The sequence below is a fragment of the Candidatus Gorgyraea atricola genome (assembly GCA_030765235.1).
In the GTDB taxonomy this organism is placed as follows: Bacteria; Omnitrophota; Gorgyraeia; order Gorgyraeales; family Gorgyraeaceae; genus Gorgyraea; species Gorgyraea atricola.
The window spans coordinates 122050-137597 of the sequence record JAVCCW010000029.1 but is presented as its reverse complement, the minus strand read 5'-3'; the positions used below and the strand labels follow the sequence as shown (position 1 = coordinate 137597).

At 43.0% G+C, this 15548-nt stretch carries 15 protein-coding genes; 1 reads left to right on the top strand and 14 read right to left on the bottom strand.

Features of this window, described 5'->3' with window-relative positions:
- Window positions 1-17: 17 nt before the first annotated feature.
- A complete protein-coding gene (locus P9L93_06220) occupies window positions 18-629 on the top strand; it encodes a hypothetical protein (protein ID MDP8230682.1) in 612 nt (203 codons plus the stop codon).
- Here P9L93_06220 and P9L93_06215 read toward each other — a convergent pair.
- The 14 genes from P9L93_06215 to tsaE all read right to left on the bottom strand — a co-directional run bounded on the left by P9L93_06215 (window position 618) and on the right by tsaE (window position 15548).
- Complete coding sequence (locus tag P9L93_06215; protein MDP8230681.1) at window positions 618-1661, bottom strand: chorismate synthase; 1044 nt, start codon at window positions 1659-1661, stop codon at window positions 618-620. The two genes, P9L93_06220 and P9L93_06215, sit on opposite strands and share 12 nt — an antisense overlap.
- Before the next feature lie 200 nt (window positions 1662-1861).
- Window positions 1862-2632: a prepilin peptidase gene (locus P9L93_06210; protein MDP8230680.1), complete on the bottom strand. Its 771-nt coding sequence runs from the start codon at window positions 2630-2632 to the stop codon at window positions 1862-1864.
- Between the two features lie 194 nt (window positions 2633-2826).
- On the bottom strand, window positions 2827-3729 hold the full coding sequence (locus tag P9L93_06205; GenBank protein MDP8230679.1) for a shikimate dehydrogenase: 903 nt from the start codon (window positions 3727-3729) through the stop codon (window positions 2827-2829).
- 91 nt (window positions 3730-3820) lie between these two features.
- Window positions 3821-5353 (bottom strand): 2-isopropylmalate synthase, encoded by a 1533-nt coding sequence (locus tag P9L93_06200; protein ID MDP8230678.1) that lies wholly within the window; start codon window positions 5351-5353, stop codon window positions 3821-3823.
- Between the two features lie 33 nt (window positions 5354-5386).
- Window positions 5387-6376, bottom strand: coding sequence for a ketol-acid reductoisomerase (gene ilvC, locus P9L93_06195; protein MDP8230677.1), 990 nt, complete (start codon window positions 6374-6376; stop codon window positions 5387-5389).
- Window positions 6377-6379: 3 nt separating this feature from the next.
- Window positions 6380-6853 carry an acetolactate synthase small subunit gene (gene ilvN / locus P9L93_06190; GenBank protein MDP8230676.1) on the bottom strand — a complete coding sequence of 158 codons (474 nt, stop codon included), beginning with the start codon at window positions 6851-6853 and terminating at the stop codon, window positions 6380-6382.
- 1 nt (window position 6854) lies between these two features.
- The gene (ilvB, locus tag P9L93_06185) at window positions 6855-8525 is read right to left on the bottom strand and encodes a biosynthetic-type acetolactate synthase large subunit (protein ID MDP8230675.1); all 1671 of its coding nucleotides are present in this window, start codon (window positions 8523-8525) and stop codon (window positions 6855-6857) included.
- A gap of 61 nt (window positions 8526-8586) precedes the next feature.
- On the bottom strand, window positions 8587-10239 hold the full coding sequence (gene ilvD, locus P9L93_06180) for a dihydroxy-acid dehydratase (protein ID MDP8230674.1): 1653 nt from the start codon (window positions 10237-10239) through the stop codon (window positions 8587-8589).
- A gap of 38 nt (window positions 10240-10277) precedes the next feature.
- Entirely contained in the window at window positions 10278-11234 is a 957-nt protein-coding gene (locus P9L93_06175) for a peptidylprolyl isomerase (protein ID MDP8230673.1), read from the bottom strand.
- A 368-nt stretch (window positions 11235-11602) separates the two neighbouring features.
- Window positions 11603-12646: a hypothetical protein gene (locus P9L93_06170; protein MDP8230672.1), complete on the bottom strand. Its 1044-nt coding sequence runs from the start codon at window positions 12644-12646 to the stop codon at window positions 11603-11605.
- 144 nt (window positions 12647-12790) lie between these two features.
- On the bottom strand, window positions 12791-13264 hold the full coding sequence (gene greA / locus P9L93_06165; protein MDP8230671.1) for a transcription elongation factor GreA: 474 nt from the start codon (window positions 13262-13264) through the stop codon (window positions 12791-12793).
- A 112-nt stretch (window positions 13265-13376) separates the two neighbouring features.
- Window positions 13377-14495, bottom strand: coding sequence for an alanine racemase (gene alr, locus P9L93_06160; GenBank protein ID MDP8230670.1), 1119 nt, complete (start codon window positions 14493-14495; stop codon window positions 13377-13379).
- Window positions 14492-15148, bottom strand: coding sequence for a tRNA (adenosine(37)-N6)-threonylcarbamoyltransferase complex dimerization subunit type 1 TsaB (gene tsaB, locus P9L93_06155; GenBank protein ID MDP8230669.1), 657 nt, complete (start codon window positions 15146-15148; stop codon window positions 14492-14494). The genes alr and tsaB overlap by 4 nt, the downstream gene beginning before the upstream one ends.
- Window positions 15129-15548 (bottom strand): tRNA (adenosine(37)-N6)-threonylcarbamoyltransferase complex ATPase subunit type 1 TsaE, encoded by a 420-nt coding sequence (tsaE, locus tag P9L93_06150; GenBank protein ID MDP8230668.1) that lies wholly within the window; start codon window positions 15546-15548, stop codon window positions 15129-15131. Before tsaE ends, tsaB begins: the two co-directional genes overlap by 20 nt.

The following is a 15548-nucleotide window of genomic DNA, read 5'->3' as shown; positions in this document are numbered from 1 at the left end:
CTTAATAGTTGAATGTCATGATGTTATATGATATGCTTTACAAAAATATGAAGATAATTCTGGTATTATTAATGTTGGTGCTGTTTGCGAATCCTGGATTTAGCGTCGAGGTAGAGAGTAGAACTGACTATCTCGTGGATGTAAGAAGGGATGACGGCGACATTGCCATGGAGCGGCTTTCCATTCATAAAAAATTGGATTCGTCTGATACAGAGCTTTCGTTTTTTGGAGAAGCGCAGTGGAACATGGAAACAGACGAATGGGAAAAGCTCTTATCTGGATTAGAGATAGGGAAATCTTTTTCAGACTATTTTTATGTAGGTCAATCCTTTCAATTCATATCTGGCGAGATGTTAGATTATCTGGTCTTTGATGCAGACAGTTATTCCTTTGATACGACTACAAAAGTCGGACTGGAAGTACCTTTTTTAGAAGTATTTTCCTTGCGTCTCTTTGAAGAATACTCGATTAATCTTGAAAAAGGAAGGGATGAATATTGTGAGTCAATAGCTGAAATACTCTACGCGCCTGTTGATTTATTTTCAGTTGGAATTGGCTGGCGTCACACAGATAGGATTCACGCACTCGACACTGACTACGTGAGTACGTCCCTTACCTTAAGATTTTAGGCTGGATAAATATCCCTCGTAATTCCTTTTTATTTCTAGAACACTATCCCCGCCGAATTTTTCAAGCAAGGCATTAGCTATTACGAATGCAGCAACTGATTCACCTATTACTCCTGCCGCGGGAACAGCGCATACATCAGAACGCTCTGTGGCTGCCTTTACTGCTTCTTTTGTAGAGATATCTATTGTGTTTAGCCCTTTCATCAAGGTGCTTATGGGCTTCATGTAGCCGCGCACGATTATGTCTTCGCCATTTGATACGCCGCCTTCAATGCCTCCGGCATTGTTTGTCTTTCTGTAAATGCCTTTTGCCTTGGAGTAAAATATCTCGTCGTGCACGTTTGAGCCGAGTTTTTTCGCGGATTCAATGCCGCTGCCGATTTCAACTGCCTTGATAGCTGGGATGGACATGATGGCTGCGGCGAGCCTTGCATCTAACCGCCTGTCACTATGCGCGTAGCTGCCCAGGCCTACTGGCACGTCTTTTATTACAACCTCGAATTGCCCGCCGAGCGTATCCTTTTTAGCAGTTGCGCTATCTATTCTTTCTTTCATCTTATCTTTTGACTCAGCGCCGCCTATCATTGTGACGTGGCTTGACAGGCGTATCTTGAATCCCTGCAAAAGCAGTTTACAGATTGCACCTATTGCAACACGCATGGCTGTTTCTCTGGCAGATGAGCGTTCAAGCACAGGACGGGCGTCTTTGAAACCATATTTTAAAATCCCTACAAGGTCTGCATGGCCAGGCCGCACATTTTTTACATCAGGCAGTTTATCTATTGAACAATCCTTATTTTCTATGAGAATGGCTATGGGGCTGCCAATAGTGAGGCTAGTTTTTAATCCGGACAGGATCTTTGCGTGGTCATTCTCTATCTTCATCCTGTTACCACGTCCATGGCCCTGTTGACGACGTTTGAGTTCGTTATCTATAAAGACCTTGTCTACCTTTAGCCCACTAGGCATGCCTTCTAAAATACCAACAAGCGCTTCACCATGTGATTCACCAGCAGTTAAAAATCTTAGCATCTTGCACCTCCAATGAGTACTTGGTTTACGAAAATCTCTGATTTTCGTAAACCAATCTCCCTTGAACAACTACTTTGATTGTACGAATTGGACCCCACACCCAGATACACCAAAGCAACACTTCGAAGTAACTGGGTGTGGGGTTAAATTCGGACACATGACTTACGAAAATCTTTGATTTTCGTAAGTCATGTCCTCATTTAATAAAAAAATAACATATTCAATATTTTGCGGCCCCAGATCATTGCGACAAAGCTGGCCAACGCTATATAGGGCCCATAGGGAATTATATCCTGTTTTTTCTTAAATTTCAAATACAGGCCCGCGGGTGTGCCGAAAAATGGCGCGAGAAAAAATATGAGTATTGCCATTTTCCAACCCAGAAAAGCGCCCAGCATAGCCATAAGTTTTACATCTCCTCCGCCCATGCTCTCTTTCTTGAATATGATCTGGCCGACATAACCTGTAAGATATATGAGTCCGCCGCCCGCAAACATACCCAATAGAGATTTCATAAATCCTGTTTCCCATGTAAGACTATTATGAAGCTGCGGTATTAAGATACTTAAAATGATTCCTAAGACCAGGCCGCCAAGACTGATCCTGTCAGGTATGATCTGGAATTCCAGGTCGACAAATGTCGTTACGATAAGAGCGAATGTCACCAGGCTATAGATCCAGAACTTCGCGGTTAATCCAAAATAATAAAACAGTGTTAAGAACGCGAGTGCGCTTATGAGTTCAACTGCGAAATAGCGAAAGGATATTCTTTTTTTGCAATGCCTGCACTTGCCAATTAAAATAACATAGCTTAATAAAGGGATATTATCATACCACAGTATTGGCTTTTCGCAGGAGGTACACCTTGAACCAGGAGAAACAATAGACTCCTCCCTAGGTATCCTGTATATGCACACATTCAAAAAACTCCCGATCATTGAACCAAAGATAAAAACGACTAAATGTATCATATCAAATGTCTGCACTCCCCAGACCAGTAGGTCGAGAGGGCGCAAAAATTTCCCCAGCGAGGAAATTTTTTCTCATTGTTGTTCCTCGCTCGCCTAACCTGACACTTTAAGTCATACTTAAAGTGTCAGGTTAGGCACCGTGCCCGCTCGGCCCAACGATGCCTCTCGCCCTACTGGTCTGGGGAGTGCAAAGCTTACCTTTCTAAGGCATTATCCAATGCCTGCCTCATTACCCCTATAACATCATCAACAGGCTTACATCTATCTATCCAGCAGAAAAAAGCTAATACTCCTTGCCAAGCAAGCATGCCTTCTCCTGTTACAGCCTTAGCCCCTGATGCAAATGCGTCCTTTACAAGCTGAGTCTGTCTATTGTAAACAACGTCATAAACATATAAATCTTTATGAAGCAATTTCTTGTCTATAGGAGACTCATCGTCTTGTTCCATGCCTATAGGTGTAGCATTGACTAATAATTTACAATCTTTTATCTTGTTATTTATTTCCTTTTGCTGACGAACAAATTCAAGCTTACCTGAAAGACCTGAAAAATGATTCTCTGCCGAATCTACGGCATTCTTATCTATATCATAAACATATATCTTACGAACATGAGAATTCTCTAAATCCGCTATAATTGCTCTAGCAACTCCTCCGCATCCTAATATGAATACGCTACTTCCTTTACGCTCTGATGCTCCAAATTTTAAATCTTTATCAAGAGATTCGCCAAAACCTGAAACATCTGTATTTCTGTATTCAAGTTTATCTCCAACTCTTTTAACTGTATTAACTGCTCCTGATAAAGCAATATCAGAATCAGATGAAGCGTTAGGAAATTTCTTCTCTAATATTTCTTTCGCTTTTACCTTATGCGGAATAGTTATGTTAAACCCCTTTACTTGTCCAGCATGTATAGGATTTCCATCTGTATCTTTAACTGAAATATTTCCAAGCAAGAAACCTTCCAGCTCGGTGGGTTTTACTTCGAATTTGCGGTATTCTGCGTCGATGCCGAGTTTTTTGAACGCAGCATTGTGCATTGCTGGAGATAAACTATGTTTTACTGGATAACCTATTATGCCGTATGTGTCCATCTCGTATAAGAAGTAGCCCAGGTTTAAACCTGGGCTACTTCTTTAGCCTTGCTCAAGTGTAAAGTTGAGCTTCTGCGTAGGTTCCGCGATTTCACAGTTCAGCTGTGGCTTTGCGTGTCTTGGTAAAGAGTACTTTGTTTACCGCGTTTACGTAGGCCTTGGCGCTTGCCTCTACTATGTCAGTAGATGCGCCCCGGCCAGATACCTCGATGCCTTTTGATGATCTTGCTCTTACAGAAACTTCTCCCAGCGCGTCCTTGCCGCCTGTCGCAGCCTTTAAGGAATAATCCAGCAATTCTAGTTTTACGCCTGTTATCTTTTCAATGGCCTTGTAGCACGCGTCCACAGGCCCGTCTCCTGAAGAAGATTGTTTCTTTGTAACGCCGGATTTTACGATCTCTACTGTAGCATGCGGTTCAATGGTCTTACCGCTTTTATATTCAAATCCTGTTATCTTATAGGTCTCAGGTATAGAGATGATCTCGTCCTCTACTATTGCCAGGAGATCCTCGTCAAACACCTCTTTTTTCTTATCTGCAAGATCCTTAAAACGCTGGAACGCCTTTACCAGATCCTCTTTTTCTAATTCAACTCCTATTTTTTTCAATCTCTCACTGAACGCATGCTTTCCAGAATGTTTTCCCAATACAAGCCGCGTAGCACCAAAACCCACGTCCTCAGGTTTCATGATCTCGTAGGTGGTACGCTTTTTCAGGATCCCGTCCTGGTGAATGCCTGCCTCGTGACTGAATGCATTGCGGCCAACTATTGCCTTGTTTGGCTGAACAACAATGCCTGTGAGCTTGCTTACAAGACGGCTAGCATTGTAAAGCTCGACTGTATTTATAGATGTAGTACATTTAAAAATATCCTGCCTGGTCTTAAGCGTCATCACTATTTCTTCTAGTGACGCATTGCCTGCGCGTTCGCCAAGCCCGTTTATCGTGCATTCGATCTGCTCTGCTCCATTTTGAATCGCCACGAGAGAATTACTGACACCAAGCCCAAGATCATTATGACAATGTACACTTATTATCGCCTTGTTTGAATTCGGGACCTTTGTTTTTATGGTCTTTATGAGATTACCGAATTCGGCTGGTATTGCATACCCGACAGTATCAGGTATGTTCACTGTCTTTGCGCCGGCTTTTATCACTGTCTCGACGACGCGGCACAGAAAATCCACTTCTGAGCGCGAGGCATCCTCTGGAGAAAATTCAATATCATCAGAAAATTTGCGGGCATATTTTACGAATTCTCCTGCCTGTTTCAATATCTCTGACTCTGCCTTTTTTAATTTATACTGCATGTGGATCTTTGAAGTGGCCAAAAATACGTGGATTCGCGAACGGCCTGCGTTCTTAAGCGCGTCTCTGCAGCGGTCTATGTCCTCTTTTTTTGCTCTGGCAAGGCCGCATATGGACGGGCCTTTGACTAGAGAGGCGACTTCGCTCACTGCCTGGAAATCACCAGTTGAAGCAACAGGAAATCCTGCCTCGATCACGTCAACGCCAAGACGCGCAAGCTGTTTGGCGATCTCTATCTTTGCCTTTATGTCCAAACTAGCGCCAGGCGACTGCTCGCCATCCCTTAAAGTCGTGTCAAAAATAATGATTTTCTTCATCTACCCTTGTCCCTTGTCTCTTGTCACTTGTCCCTATTTAATCCAGTCCATCATCCCGCGGAGTTTCTTGCCAATTACCTCAACAGGATGGGTGTCGTCTGCTTTTCTTAATTTAGTGAATTCAGGCCTGCCGTTTTCATTTTCCTTGATCCACTCTCTGGCAAATCTGCCCGACTGCACCTGTTTCAGGATCTTTTTCATTTCCTTGCGCGTTCTCTCAGTTATAATGCGCTTGCCTCGCGTAACATCCCCGTATTCTGCTGTATCTGAAACTCGTTTGCGCATGCCCTGAATGCCTGTCGCGTAAATTAGGTCTGTGATCAATTTCAATTCATGCAGGCATTCAAAATATGCTATCTCTGGCTGGTAACCAGCTTCTATCAATGTATCAAAGCCTGCCTTGATAAGCTCAGTGGTACCGCCGCACAGCACAACCTGCTCGCCAAAAAGATCTGTCTCTGTCTCTTCCTCAAATGTAGTCTCGATAACGCCTGCCCTTGTGCCGCCTATGCCTTTTGCATATGCAAGACCCTGTTTAAGCGCGTCACCGCTTGCATCCTGGAATACAGCCACTAGACACGGAACACCTTTTCCCTCTTCATACATCTGCCTTACGAGCGCGCCAGGACCTTTGGGCGCCACCATAAATACGTCTACCTTTTTTGGCGGCTTGATCTGCTTAAAATGTATGTTAAAGCCATGAGAAAAAACCATGGCCTTTCCCTTTTTAAGATTTGGTCTTATAGACTCTTTGTAGACCTTTGCCTGCACATGGTCCTGAGTAAGTATCTGTATGATGTCGCCCTCTTTGGCTGCCTCGATCGCGGCAACTGGCGTAAAACCATCAGCCTGCGCGGTCTTGTAGTTTTCTGTTCCTTCTAATTCGCTTACGATCACATCAAGCCCGCTGTCACGCAGATTCAATGCCTGACCACGACCCTGAATGCCATAGCCAATGATCGCGATCTTCTTTCCCTTTAAAACATTTAAGTCAGCATCCTTGTCATAATAAATCTTTGCCATTGATTATTTCCTCCCCATTGCGATACGGCCGGTGCGCACTACTTCAACGATGCCGAACGGCCTGATCATTTCTATGAAAGACTTTATCTTATTCTCATCACCTGTTACCTCTATAACAGCCGTGTCTTTCTTTGCGTCATCTATCTTTGCCTGAAATGTGTTTGCTATCTGCAAGATCTCAGAGCGATTCTTGGAATCCATCTTGACCTTCACAAGCAGTAGTTCCCTGTCTATAAAATCCTCTTCTGTAAGATCGATTATCTTTATAGTATCTATGAGCCTATTGAGCTGCTTCTTGACCTGCTCCAGTGTCTTTTCATCCCCGTCCACAACAATGGTCATCCTCGAGATAGACGGGTCCTCTGTCTCTCCCACAGCAAGGCTATTGATATTAAATCCACGCGCGCTAAAAAGTCCAGATACATGTGTTAAAACACCAAAGTGATTTTCAACTAAAACAGAAATGGTTTTTTTCATATTACGCGAGCGCTCCTATCATCTTGTTAATAGGTTGTCCTGCTGGGACCATTGGAAATACATTCTCCTCTGGCTCAACACGAAAATCCATGAGAACAGGGCCCTTTATGTCCAATGCCTTTTTTATTGCCTTTTTGACCTCTGACTTTTTGGTGATCCTCATGCCAGCTGCGCCATACGCCTCCGCGAGTTTCACAAAATCAGGGCATGATTCCAATATAGTATGTGAATATCTTCTCTTGTAAAAAAGTTCCTGCCACTGTCTGACCATACCCAGACAACCATTATTCAATATAGCGATCTTAACAGGCAGCTTATTCGCTACTGCTGTTGTAAGCTCCTGTATATTCATCTGGATACTGCCGTCGCCAGCGATGTCAAAGACCGTCTTCTTGGGACAGCCCATCTGCGCGCCTATTGCGGCTGGGAAGCCATAGCCCATTGTGCCAAGGCCACCACTTGAAATAAACTGCCTGGGTCTCTCATATTTATAAAATTGCGCGGCCCACATCTGATTCTGCCCGACTTCAGTAGCAATAATAGCCTTGCCTTTTGTAATATTATAGATCTCTTCCACGACATATTGCGGCCTGAGCTTTGAATCATTCTTATAGCTTAGCGGAAATTTTTCCTTCCATGACTCGATCTGTTTGTGCCATTTGGAGATATCTGGTTCCTTTATATATTTATTGAAATCTGCCAGCACACTATTCGCGTCACCCACAATAGGTATGTCCACCTTTACATTCTTACTTATTGCGCACGGGTCTATGTCGATGTGTATTATTTTTGCGTGCGGCGCGAATTCATCGATCTTGCCAGTGACCCTGTCGTCGAACCGGGCGCCCACTGCTATTAAAAGGTCAGAGTCCTGTACAGCGTGATTCGCGTACGCAGTGCCGTGCATACCGAGCATGCCAAGAGAAAGTTTGTGAGTGCCGGGAAACGCGCCCAGACCCATGAGTGTCATTGTAACAGGTATGCTTGTTTTTTTGACAAACTCTGCCAGATTATCTGCTGCGCCTGAGATGATCACCCCGCCGCCAACATATAGGAGAGGTTTTTTGCTATTCGCGATCAGCTTACAGGCCTTTTTTATCTGCCCGATATGGCCTTTGCACGTCGGCTTATAGCCTCTTATCTCTGCCTTCTCAGGATATTGAAAATCTGTCTCCTGTATTTGAACGTCGACTGGTAGATCCACGACCACTACGCCTGGCCTGCCAGTTGATGCTATGTGAAACGCGTTCTTTATGACAGTCGTCAGATTCTTGACATCCTTTACAAGGTAGTTGTGTTTTGAGATAGGTCGCGTTATGCCGCTGACATCTACTTCCTGAAACGCGTCGTTTCCTATGAGAGAGGTCTTGACCTGGCCTGTAAAGGCTACTACTGGCACAGAATCCATGTTAGCTGTTGCAAGGCCTGTGACAAGATTTGTCGCGCCAGGACCAGAGGTGGCGAGACAGACTCCGACTTTTCCAGTAGCGCGTGCATAGCCATCTGCTGCATGCGCTGCGCCCTGCTCGTGTCTTGTTAATATAAATTTGATATCGCTGTCATAGAGTGCGTCAAAAATAGGCAGCACTACCCCGCCAGGATAGCCGAACATAACCTCGACACCCTGCTTCTTAAGCGATTCAATAAATATCCTTGCGCCTGTCATTTTCATAGTATATCCCTTGCTAAAATAGCTAAAGTAGACAAAACAGACACTGTCTGTTTTGTCTACTTTAGGTTAGGATTGCGCCTTTGGAGGCGGAACTTACCAACTTCGCGTATCTGGAAAGCCAGCCATGTTGGACCTTTGGCCTGGGCTGGCGCCATCTCTTTAAGCGTCGCTTTATCTCAGCCTTGGACAGATCTACGTCCAAGCGTCTCTTTTTTATGTCAATCCTGATCCTGTCGCCATTCCTTAATATAGCAATCGGCCCGCCTTTATAAGCCTCAGGCGCAATATGTCCTATGCACGGCCCGCGAGTACCGCCTGAAAACCTGCCATCTGTAATAAGCGCAACGTCATTGGACAGACCCATGCCCACAATAGTTGATGTAGGAGAAAGCATCTCTCTCATGCCAGGGCCACCGCTCGGACCCTCGTATCGTATGACAATAACATCGCCCTTTTTCACTTTGCTGTTCAGGATAGCGCTCATTGCAGCTTCTTCAGAATCAAAGACCTTTGCCTTGCCTTTAAACAGCATTGCCTCTTCATCCACAGCGCCCTGTTTTACAACACTACCATCTGGCGCGATGTTTCCCTTTAATATCGCAATGCCGCCTTCCTTTTTATAAGGATCATCCAGCGGCCTTATGACATCCTCGTCATAAATCTTGCCGGCTTTTGCAATTTTCTTAATCGAGGCTCCGCAAACAGTTGGATTGTCGCTCAACTTTAGCTGAAGTCTATTTAAAACAGCTGGAATGCCGCCTGCGATCTCAAGATCCTCTAAGAAATATTCCCCGCTTGGCCTGAGATCACATATCTTTGAAGTCTTGCAGCTTATCTTATCAAAAGTAGCCAGCGGCAGATCGATTCCTGCCTCTTTTGCAATCGCCGCAAGATGCAAAACCGTATTTGTAGATCCGCCCAACGCCATATCCACCATAACCGCGTTAAAGATGGATTTCCTATTAATAATCTGGCGCGGCTTCACATTCTTTTTGACTAACTCAATTATGCGTTCGCCGCTCTCGAATGCAATCCTTGCCTTTTTGCTTGAAACAGCTAAAGAGGTTGCGCAGCCAGGCAGCGACATTCCCATTGTCTCTGTGAGACAGCTCATTGTATTGGCAGTAAAAAGTCCCTGGCATGAACCTGGGCCAGGACACGCATTGGTCTCCAGTTCATTCAAGTCATGCTTTGAGATCTCACCCTTTTTGTATCTGCCAACTGCCTCAAATGCGTCGTGCACAAGATCTAATCTCTTGCCCTGGTAATGCCCGGTAAGCATAGGGCCTGCTGTCACGATAATGGTAGGCACATTAACCCTCGCGCATGCCATGAGCATACCAGGCGTGATCTTATCGCAATTCGTAAGAAGCACTAGTCCGTCAAGAGCGTACGCCCCTGCCATTGTCTCAATAGAATCTGCTATGAGCTCCCTTGATGCCAGCGAATACCGCATGCCAAAGTGGCCCATTGCAATGCCGTCGCAGATAGCAGGCACGCCAAAGACGAACGGTTTCCCTCCACCTGCATAAACGCCATTTTCAATCGCGCGCTCAAGGCCTCTCATGTGTATGTGTCCAGGCACAAGATCAGTAAAGCTCGACGCAATGCCTATAAAAGGCTTTTGCATATCTTTTTTAGAACAGCCCGTTGCATACAATAAAGCTCTATTCCCAACTCTTGAGATTCCTTTTTTTATCGTGTCGCTTTTCATAACCCAACTCCTAACCTTTAAACTTTTATACCTTTATACTAATAAACCTCTATCTTCGCCTTACTCCTTAATCCAGTGACAAATTTTTGCAGTACTTCTCCTCTGCGCTGATTTAATAAAAATCTCTCGATATCAGGCGCGACCTCTTCATATCTCAAGGTCCTGGGCTCCTGCTTGTCCGTAACCTTTAGAATGTGATAGCCAAACTGTGTCTCAACTATCTGGCTTATCTGTCCTGCTTCCAGACTAAACGCGGCATCCTCAAACGGTTTTACCATTGCGCCTCTTCCAAAATAACCCAGGTCTCCACCATTCGAAGCTGATCCATCCTGCGAATTCGCCTTTGCCAGTTCTGCAAAATCCTCGCCTGATAAAGCCTTTCTTCTTAGATCCTCTATCTTTGCCTTTGCCGCATTTTTATCCTCATCACTTGCATCCGGCTTAGCCATAATCAATATGTGGCTTGCCTTTACCTGCTCAGGGACGCTAAGCTTATCTTTATTTTTCTCATACTCTGCTTGTTTCTCCTGCTCACTTACAGTAACACCAGCATAGATGTCCCTATCCAGAAATGCCTTTATGTAAAGACCCTTTTTTATGTCGTTCTTAAGCTCTTTTTCGCTCACGCCTCTTTCTTTTAAAACCTTCTTAAATTCATCCTTTGAGGCAAATCCCTTTTTAATATTTTCAAACTGTTCCTTTACCTTATCATTTAAATTATCCAGGCCAGCCTTTTTGCTCTCCTGATACAAGAGCTCCGCAGAGATCAATTCCTCTAGTATCTGTGCGCGCAGCTTATCCCTATCCCCTTCATTGGTCTGCATGCCCATCATCTTTTGATTTGCAATAAAATTATCGACCGCGGCCTCAAGCGTCATAGACTTGACCTTTACGCCATTTACCTTTGCTGCATATTTCGAAGCAGCACTACTAGATATAGCAAAACCAAGTGCCAACACTAAAACCAGAGATACGAAGATACCAATCTTACGCATACGCATTATCTCTCCTTTTGTTATGGCCCTTCCGGACCTATTATCATTAGCTATATATTATGCCACCCAGTATGGAAAAATACAATATATTTTTTACAACCATACTGTCATTGCGAGCGAAGCCCCGCCCTTTCTGAAGAAAGGGCGGGGCGAAGCGAAGCAATCTCTTTATCGCATATTGTGGGGCGCGGGGTATTCTGTTCGTGGGCCCCTCCGCCCGGCGTGGATCCTCCCACTCACAGAACACCCCACGCCCCACTTATCCCATAAAAGGCTACCTTCGGACGCGGCGGACGCTCCCAAACAGCCTGGAGGATGGTTTTCTTTCAAAAAATTTTGGATTTTTTAGAGAGGCTATTATAAAAGGTCTATATATTTTGAGTAATTTTAGCAGTAGTTCCTAAAATATTCTTTATATTAAAAACGGCTCTTCTAAAAATTTTTCTTTTTCTAGGATTTGTACGCTTTTGTAAATCAATATCTGATTCATTCTTTTTTAACTCATGTTTAATCGCAGCTAAAATTTCCTCTTCTAATTTAAAAAAGTCATTTCTGCTAATGGTTTTCTTTAGAGATTCTTTATTCTTTTCAAAATAATCTGACAAACCTATGCCGATGTATTTTTTTATTTTTCCTTTTTCTTTTAGAACATCTTCTGACAAATACGTCTGTCCATGTATTAATTCATGCATCTTAATACCCTTCCTAAATTTATAATTTTGCCTTTCAAAATATGCCCCCATAAAAGAAAACATAACCATAGAAAATAGTGCTGATAATACTAAAAATAGAAGAAAGGGCCTATCAAAATTCATATTTAAAAACTTTGGCGCAAGTGCTCCTAAAATAACAGAATAATGCAATATAGGAGTCGTAAAATTAAATCGTCCCGTAGTCACTATCTGAACACTTGACAATTTTGAATCGCGACTAAAAGTAAATTTTTGATGTCCATAAGCACTGGGTATAAAGGTCATAAAAATCAATTCTGGTAAATTTATAGCTAGTCGTTTAAGATTTAAAGATACAATACTTACTATTATATCTCTGGAAAGATAAAAAAACGTATTCCATGGTTGAGTTTTTGAATCTTTATACTTTATATTGCGTTTTTTTAGTTCACTTTTTATATGCTGCTCGAATTCTTCTAGAGTAAGCTCGTTTTTTATTTGAAAATCTACTGGCCTTAAAGATTCAAGAATTAACCTAATCTCTTTTTCGATCTTACTGTTTGAACTAATAATAGACAATGTTATGTTGAGTCTTTTTTCATCATCTATTTTATCCACTCTATCTAAGATAGAATTAGGTCTTAAATTAGGTGCAGCATATACTATAGTGTGTACAAAAAAACAAATGCTCACACATAGAGAAATAATTTTTAAAAAGGGTAGTTTTTTAAACTTTATCATAACGAAGGCAAAAAATTAGAGCCTTTTTGACTCAATCTTAGTTTGTCTATATTATACTACATAAATTAGGTGCTTACAATAGAAAAGAAACACCCTGGGCAACTTCGTAAGTTACCCAATGGGTAACTTACGAAGTTGCCCAGGTTATCTAGTGATAGATGTGACCTTGTACTTTAGCGTGCCGGCTGGGATTCTTATGTGCACGATCTCGTCCTTTTTTTTGCCTAACAGTGCCTTGCCTACAGGCGAGGAAGTAGAGATCTTGCCCTGGGCAAAGTCTGCTTCGTCCTCTGACACAAGCGTGTAGGAAATTTCCTCTTTTGATTCAATATCTACTAATTTAATAGTAGCGCCTATATAGGCCTTATCTTTTGGGATGTTCTCCTCTTCAATGAGCCTGGCATTTATGAGCTTTTGCTCGAGCTCAGATATCCTTTTTTCGTTTATTGCCTGATCCTGCTTGGCTGCGTCATATTCTGCGTTCTCGCTCAGGTCTCCCATGGCCCGTGCCTTTGCAAGCGCATTTGCTATCTCCCTGCGCTTGGCGCCTTTAAGGACCTTGAGCTGCTTTACTAACTTCGCGTGACCTTCTCTTGTTAAAAAAATAGTTTCTGACATAATGGCTTTCCTCCTTAATATTGCGCGATAAATCCCAAATTCCAATAATACCAATACTACCAAATAAATCCCAATTTCAAAATCCCAAACATGTTTTGGGATTTGGGATTTTTCATGTTTTATATACCCTTGGCACTCGGCGGCCAATGTTGCACACAATTTCGTACGGAATAGTATATATGAGATTCGCGAGTTCCTCAGCCCTTATAATATCTTTACCCTGAGCACCGATCAACACCACCTCGTCTCCGACCTTCGCACCTCTTATGTGCCCTACATAGACCATGGTCATATCCATGCAAACCCTGCCCACTACTGGCGCGCGTTTACCTTTTATTAAAACATCTGCCCTGTTTGATAAATGTCGCGAATAACCATCTCCGTATCCCACTGGGATCGTAGCGATCTTTGTGTCTTCGCCTGCAATATACGCCCTTCCATAACTTACACTTCTTCCTCGCGCTACTGATTTAAGATGCACGATCTTTGTCTTGAACTTTAAGACCGGCTTCAGGCCCAGTCTCTTAAATAAATCGGCTCTAGGATGCAGGCCATACATAATAAGACCAGGCCTCACCATATTCATGCGAGACTCTTTAAAATCTACAAGCGCCATGCTGTTCGAGGTATGCTTTATAGGTATTTCAATACCGCATCGCCAAAGAGACCGCATAAGAAAATTAAAATCCTTTATCTGTTTCTGTGTAAAAGGCGCGTCACTCTCCGCGCTGGGAAAATGCGTAAAGATACCGTCTATAATAATGTTTTTTAGTAATGCTATCTTTTTAACAAAACCTATTGCCTCTTCATGCCAAAAACCAAGCCTACCCATGCCTGTGTCAATCTTTATGTGGATCCTTATCTTTTTCTTTCTTCTCTGGGCAAGTCTTGAGAGCGTCTTTGCAATATCTAGATCTGAAACCGTCTGTATTACATTAAATTTCAATACACCTTCAGCCTCTTGTGGCAAGATTGAACCGAGCACGATGATCTTTGCCTTTATGCCTGCTGCGCGCAGCAACGCAGCTTCATCCAGAGAGGCAACACCTAAGTATTTCACTCCTTGCTTAATGAGCGTCCTTGAGACCTCGAGCATGCCATGGCCATATGCATCTGCCTTTACAATGCCAAGTATCTCCATGTCCTTACCCACGATCTTCTTTATCGCACGCAGATTATGGCGCATCGCGCCCAGATCTATCTCTGCATATGTCGGCCTGTAAAATTTCATTTTTTCACCTGGCAGTCTTTAGGGTATAGATAAATGGGTTCGAGTTTAGCTAAATTGCACTTCTTGGTTCGTTTTATTTTTGGTAGTGCCAGTTTTATTAGATTGCCTGCCTTTGGATACCAATATTTTTCTTCCAAAAAGATTCCTCGTCCTATCTTATCTTTATAAATACTAATGCCATCACCTAAAAAAATAGCATCCTTCTTTACTTTTTTTAAAAGCTCGTTCATCTTTATCAATAAATAATCTGTTTTCCTGACAACACGGCCATTCTTTTTCTCATAGATAGCGCTATAGACATTCTCCCTCTTCGCGTCTATGATAGGAACGATCATGCCAGAATCTGCATTCATTGCAATCGCGTCAATGCTCGCGACGCCGATACAGGGTTTTTTCAAGGCAAGGCCAAGTCCCTTTACTGCGCTTACACCTATGCGTAAACCTGTAAATGAGCCAGGGCCTAATCCTACGACAAACGCGTCTATCTTTTTTATTGAAAGACCTGAGCCCTCTAACATCTCCTTGATCTTAGGCACTAATAAACTCGAATGCCTCCTATCAAGAAGATAATTCTCTTCCTTTATTATATCCTTGCCATTTCCCAGCGCAATGCTTAAAAATTTCGAACTTGTATCAATCGCCAAGATCTTCAATCTTTATCTCTCTTTCGCTCTCGCCTTTAATGGTAAATTTTACAGCAATGTGTTTTTTTGGAAGAAGTCTTTTCATCTTTCCTGCCCATTCTATAATAGTTACGCCATCACCATATATATACTCCTCGACCGCTATGTCTTCTATATTCTGTAAATTTTCGAGCCTGTAGAGATCCAGGTGATACAGGGGGAACTTACCTTTATATTCCTTTATAAGAACAAATGTGGGGCTATTTATATGCATGGCATTTTTTACACCAAGGCCTTTTCCAATGCCCTTTGTAAACGTAGTCTTACCGCTGCCAAGATCACCAAAAAGCGCCACCACGCTCCCCTTAGACAACCTCTTTGCCAAATCCTCACCCAACTTAATTGTCTCTTCTGGACTATGTGTCAGCAT

Excerpts from the sequence above, each read along its gene's own strand:
- P9L93_06220 (MDP8230682.1), top strand. The coding sequence starts at position 18 with ATGATGTTATATGATATGCTTTACAAAAATATGAAGATAATTCTGGTA.
- P9L93_06215 (MDP8230681.1), bottom strand. The coding sequence starts at position 1,661 with ATGCTAAGATTTTTAACTGCTGGTGAATCACATGGTGAAGCGCTTGTT.
- P9L93_06210 (MDP8230680.1), bottom strand. The coding sequence starts at position 2,632 with ATGATACATTTAGTCGTTTTTATCTTTGGTTCAATGATCGGGAGTTTT.
- P9L93_06205 (MDP8230679.1), bottom strand. The coding sequence starts at position 3,729 with ATGGACACATACGGCATAATAGGTTATCCAGTAAAACATAGTTTATCT.
- P9L93_06200 (MDP8230678.1), bottom strand. The coding sequence starts at position 5,353 with ATGAAGAAAATCATTATTTTTGACACGACTTTAAGGGATGGCGAGCAG.
- ilvC (MDP8230677.1), bottom strand. The coding sequence starts at position 6,376 with ATGGCAAAGATTTATTATGACAAGGATGCTGACTTAAATGTTTTAAAG.
- ilvN (MDP8230676.1), bottom strand. The coding sequence starts at position 6,853 with ATGAAAAAAACCATTTCTGTTTTAGTTGAAAATCACTTTGGTGTTTTA.
- ilvB (MDP8230675.1), bottom strand. The coding sequence starts at position 8,525 with ATGAAAATGACAGGCGCAAGGATATTTATTGAATCGCTTAAGAAGCAG.
- ilvD (MDP8230674.1), bottom strand. The coding sequence starts at position 10,239 with ATGAAAAGCGACACGATAAAAAAAGGAATCTCAAGAGTTGGGAATAGA.
- P9L93_06175 (MDP8230673.1), bottom strand. The coding sequence starts at position 11,234 with ATGCGTAAGATTGGTATCTTCGTATCTCTGGTTTTAGTGTTGGCACTT.
- P9L93_06170 (MDP8230672.1), bottom strand. The coding sequence starts at position 12,646 with ATGATAAAGTTTAAAAAACTACCCTTTTTAAAAATTATTTCTCTATGT.
- greA (MDP8230671.1), bottom strand. The coding sequence starts at position 13,264 with ATGTCAGAAACTATTTTTTTAACAAGAGAAGGTCACGCGAAGTTAGTA.
- alr (MDP8230670.1), bottom strand. The coding sequence starts at position 14,495 with ATGAAATTTTACAGGCCGACATATGCAGAGATAGATCTGGGCGCGATG.
- tsaE (MDP8230668.1), bottom strand. The coding sequence starts at position 15,548 with ATGCTGACACATAGTCCAGAAGAGACAATTAAGTTGGGTGAGGATTTG.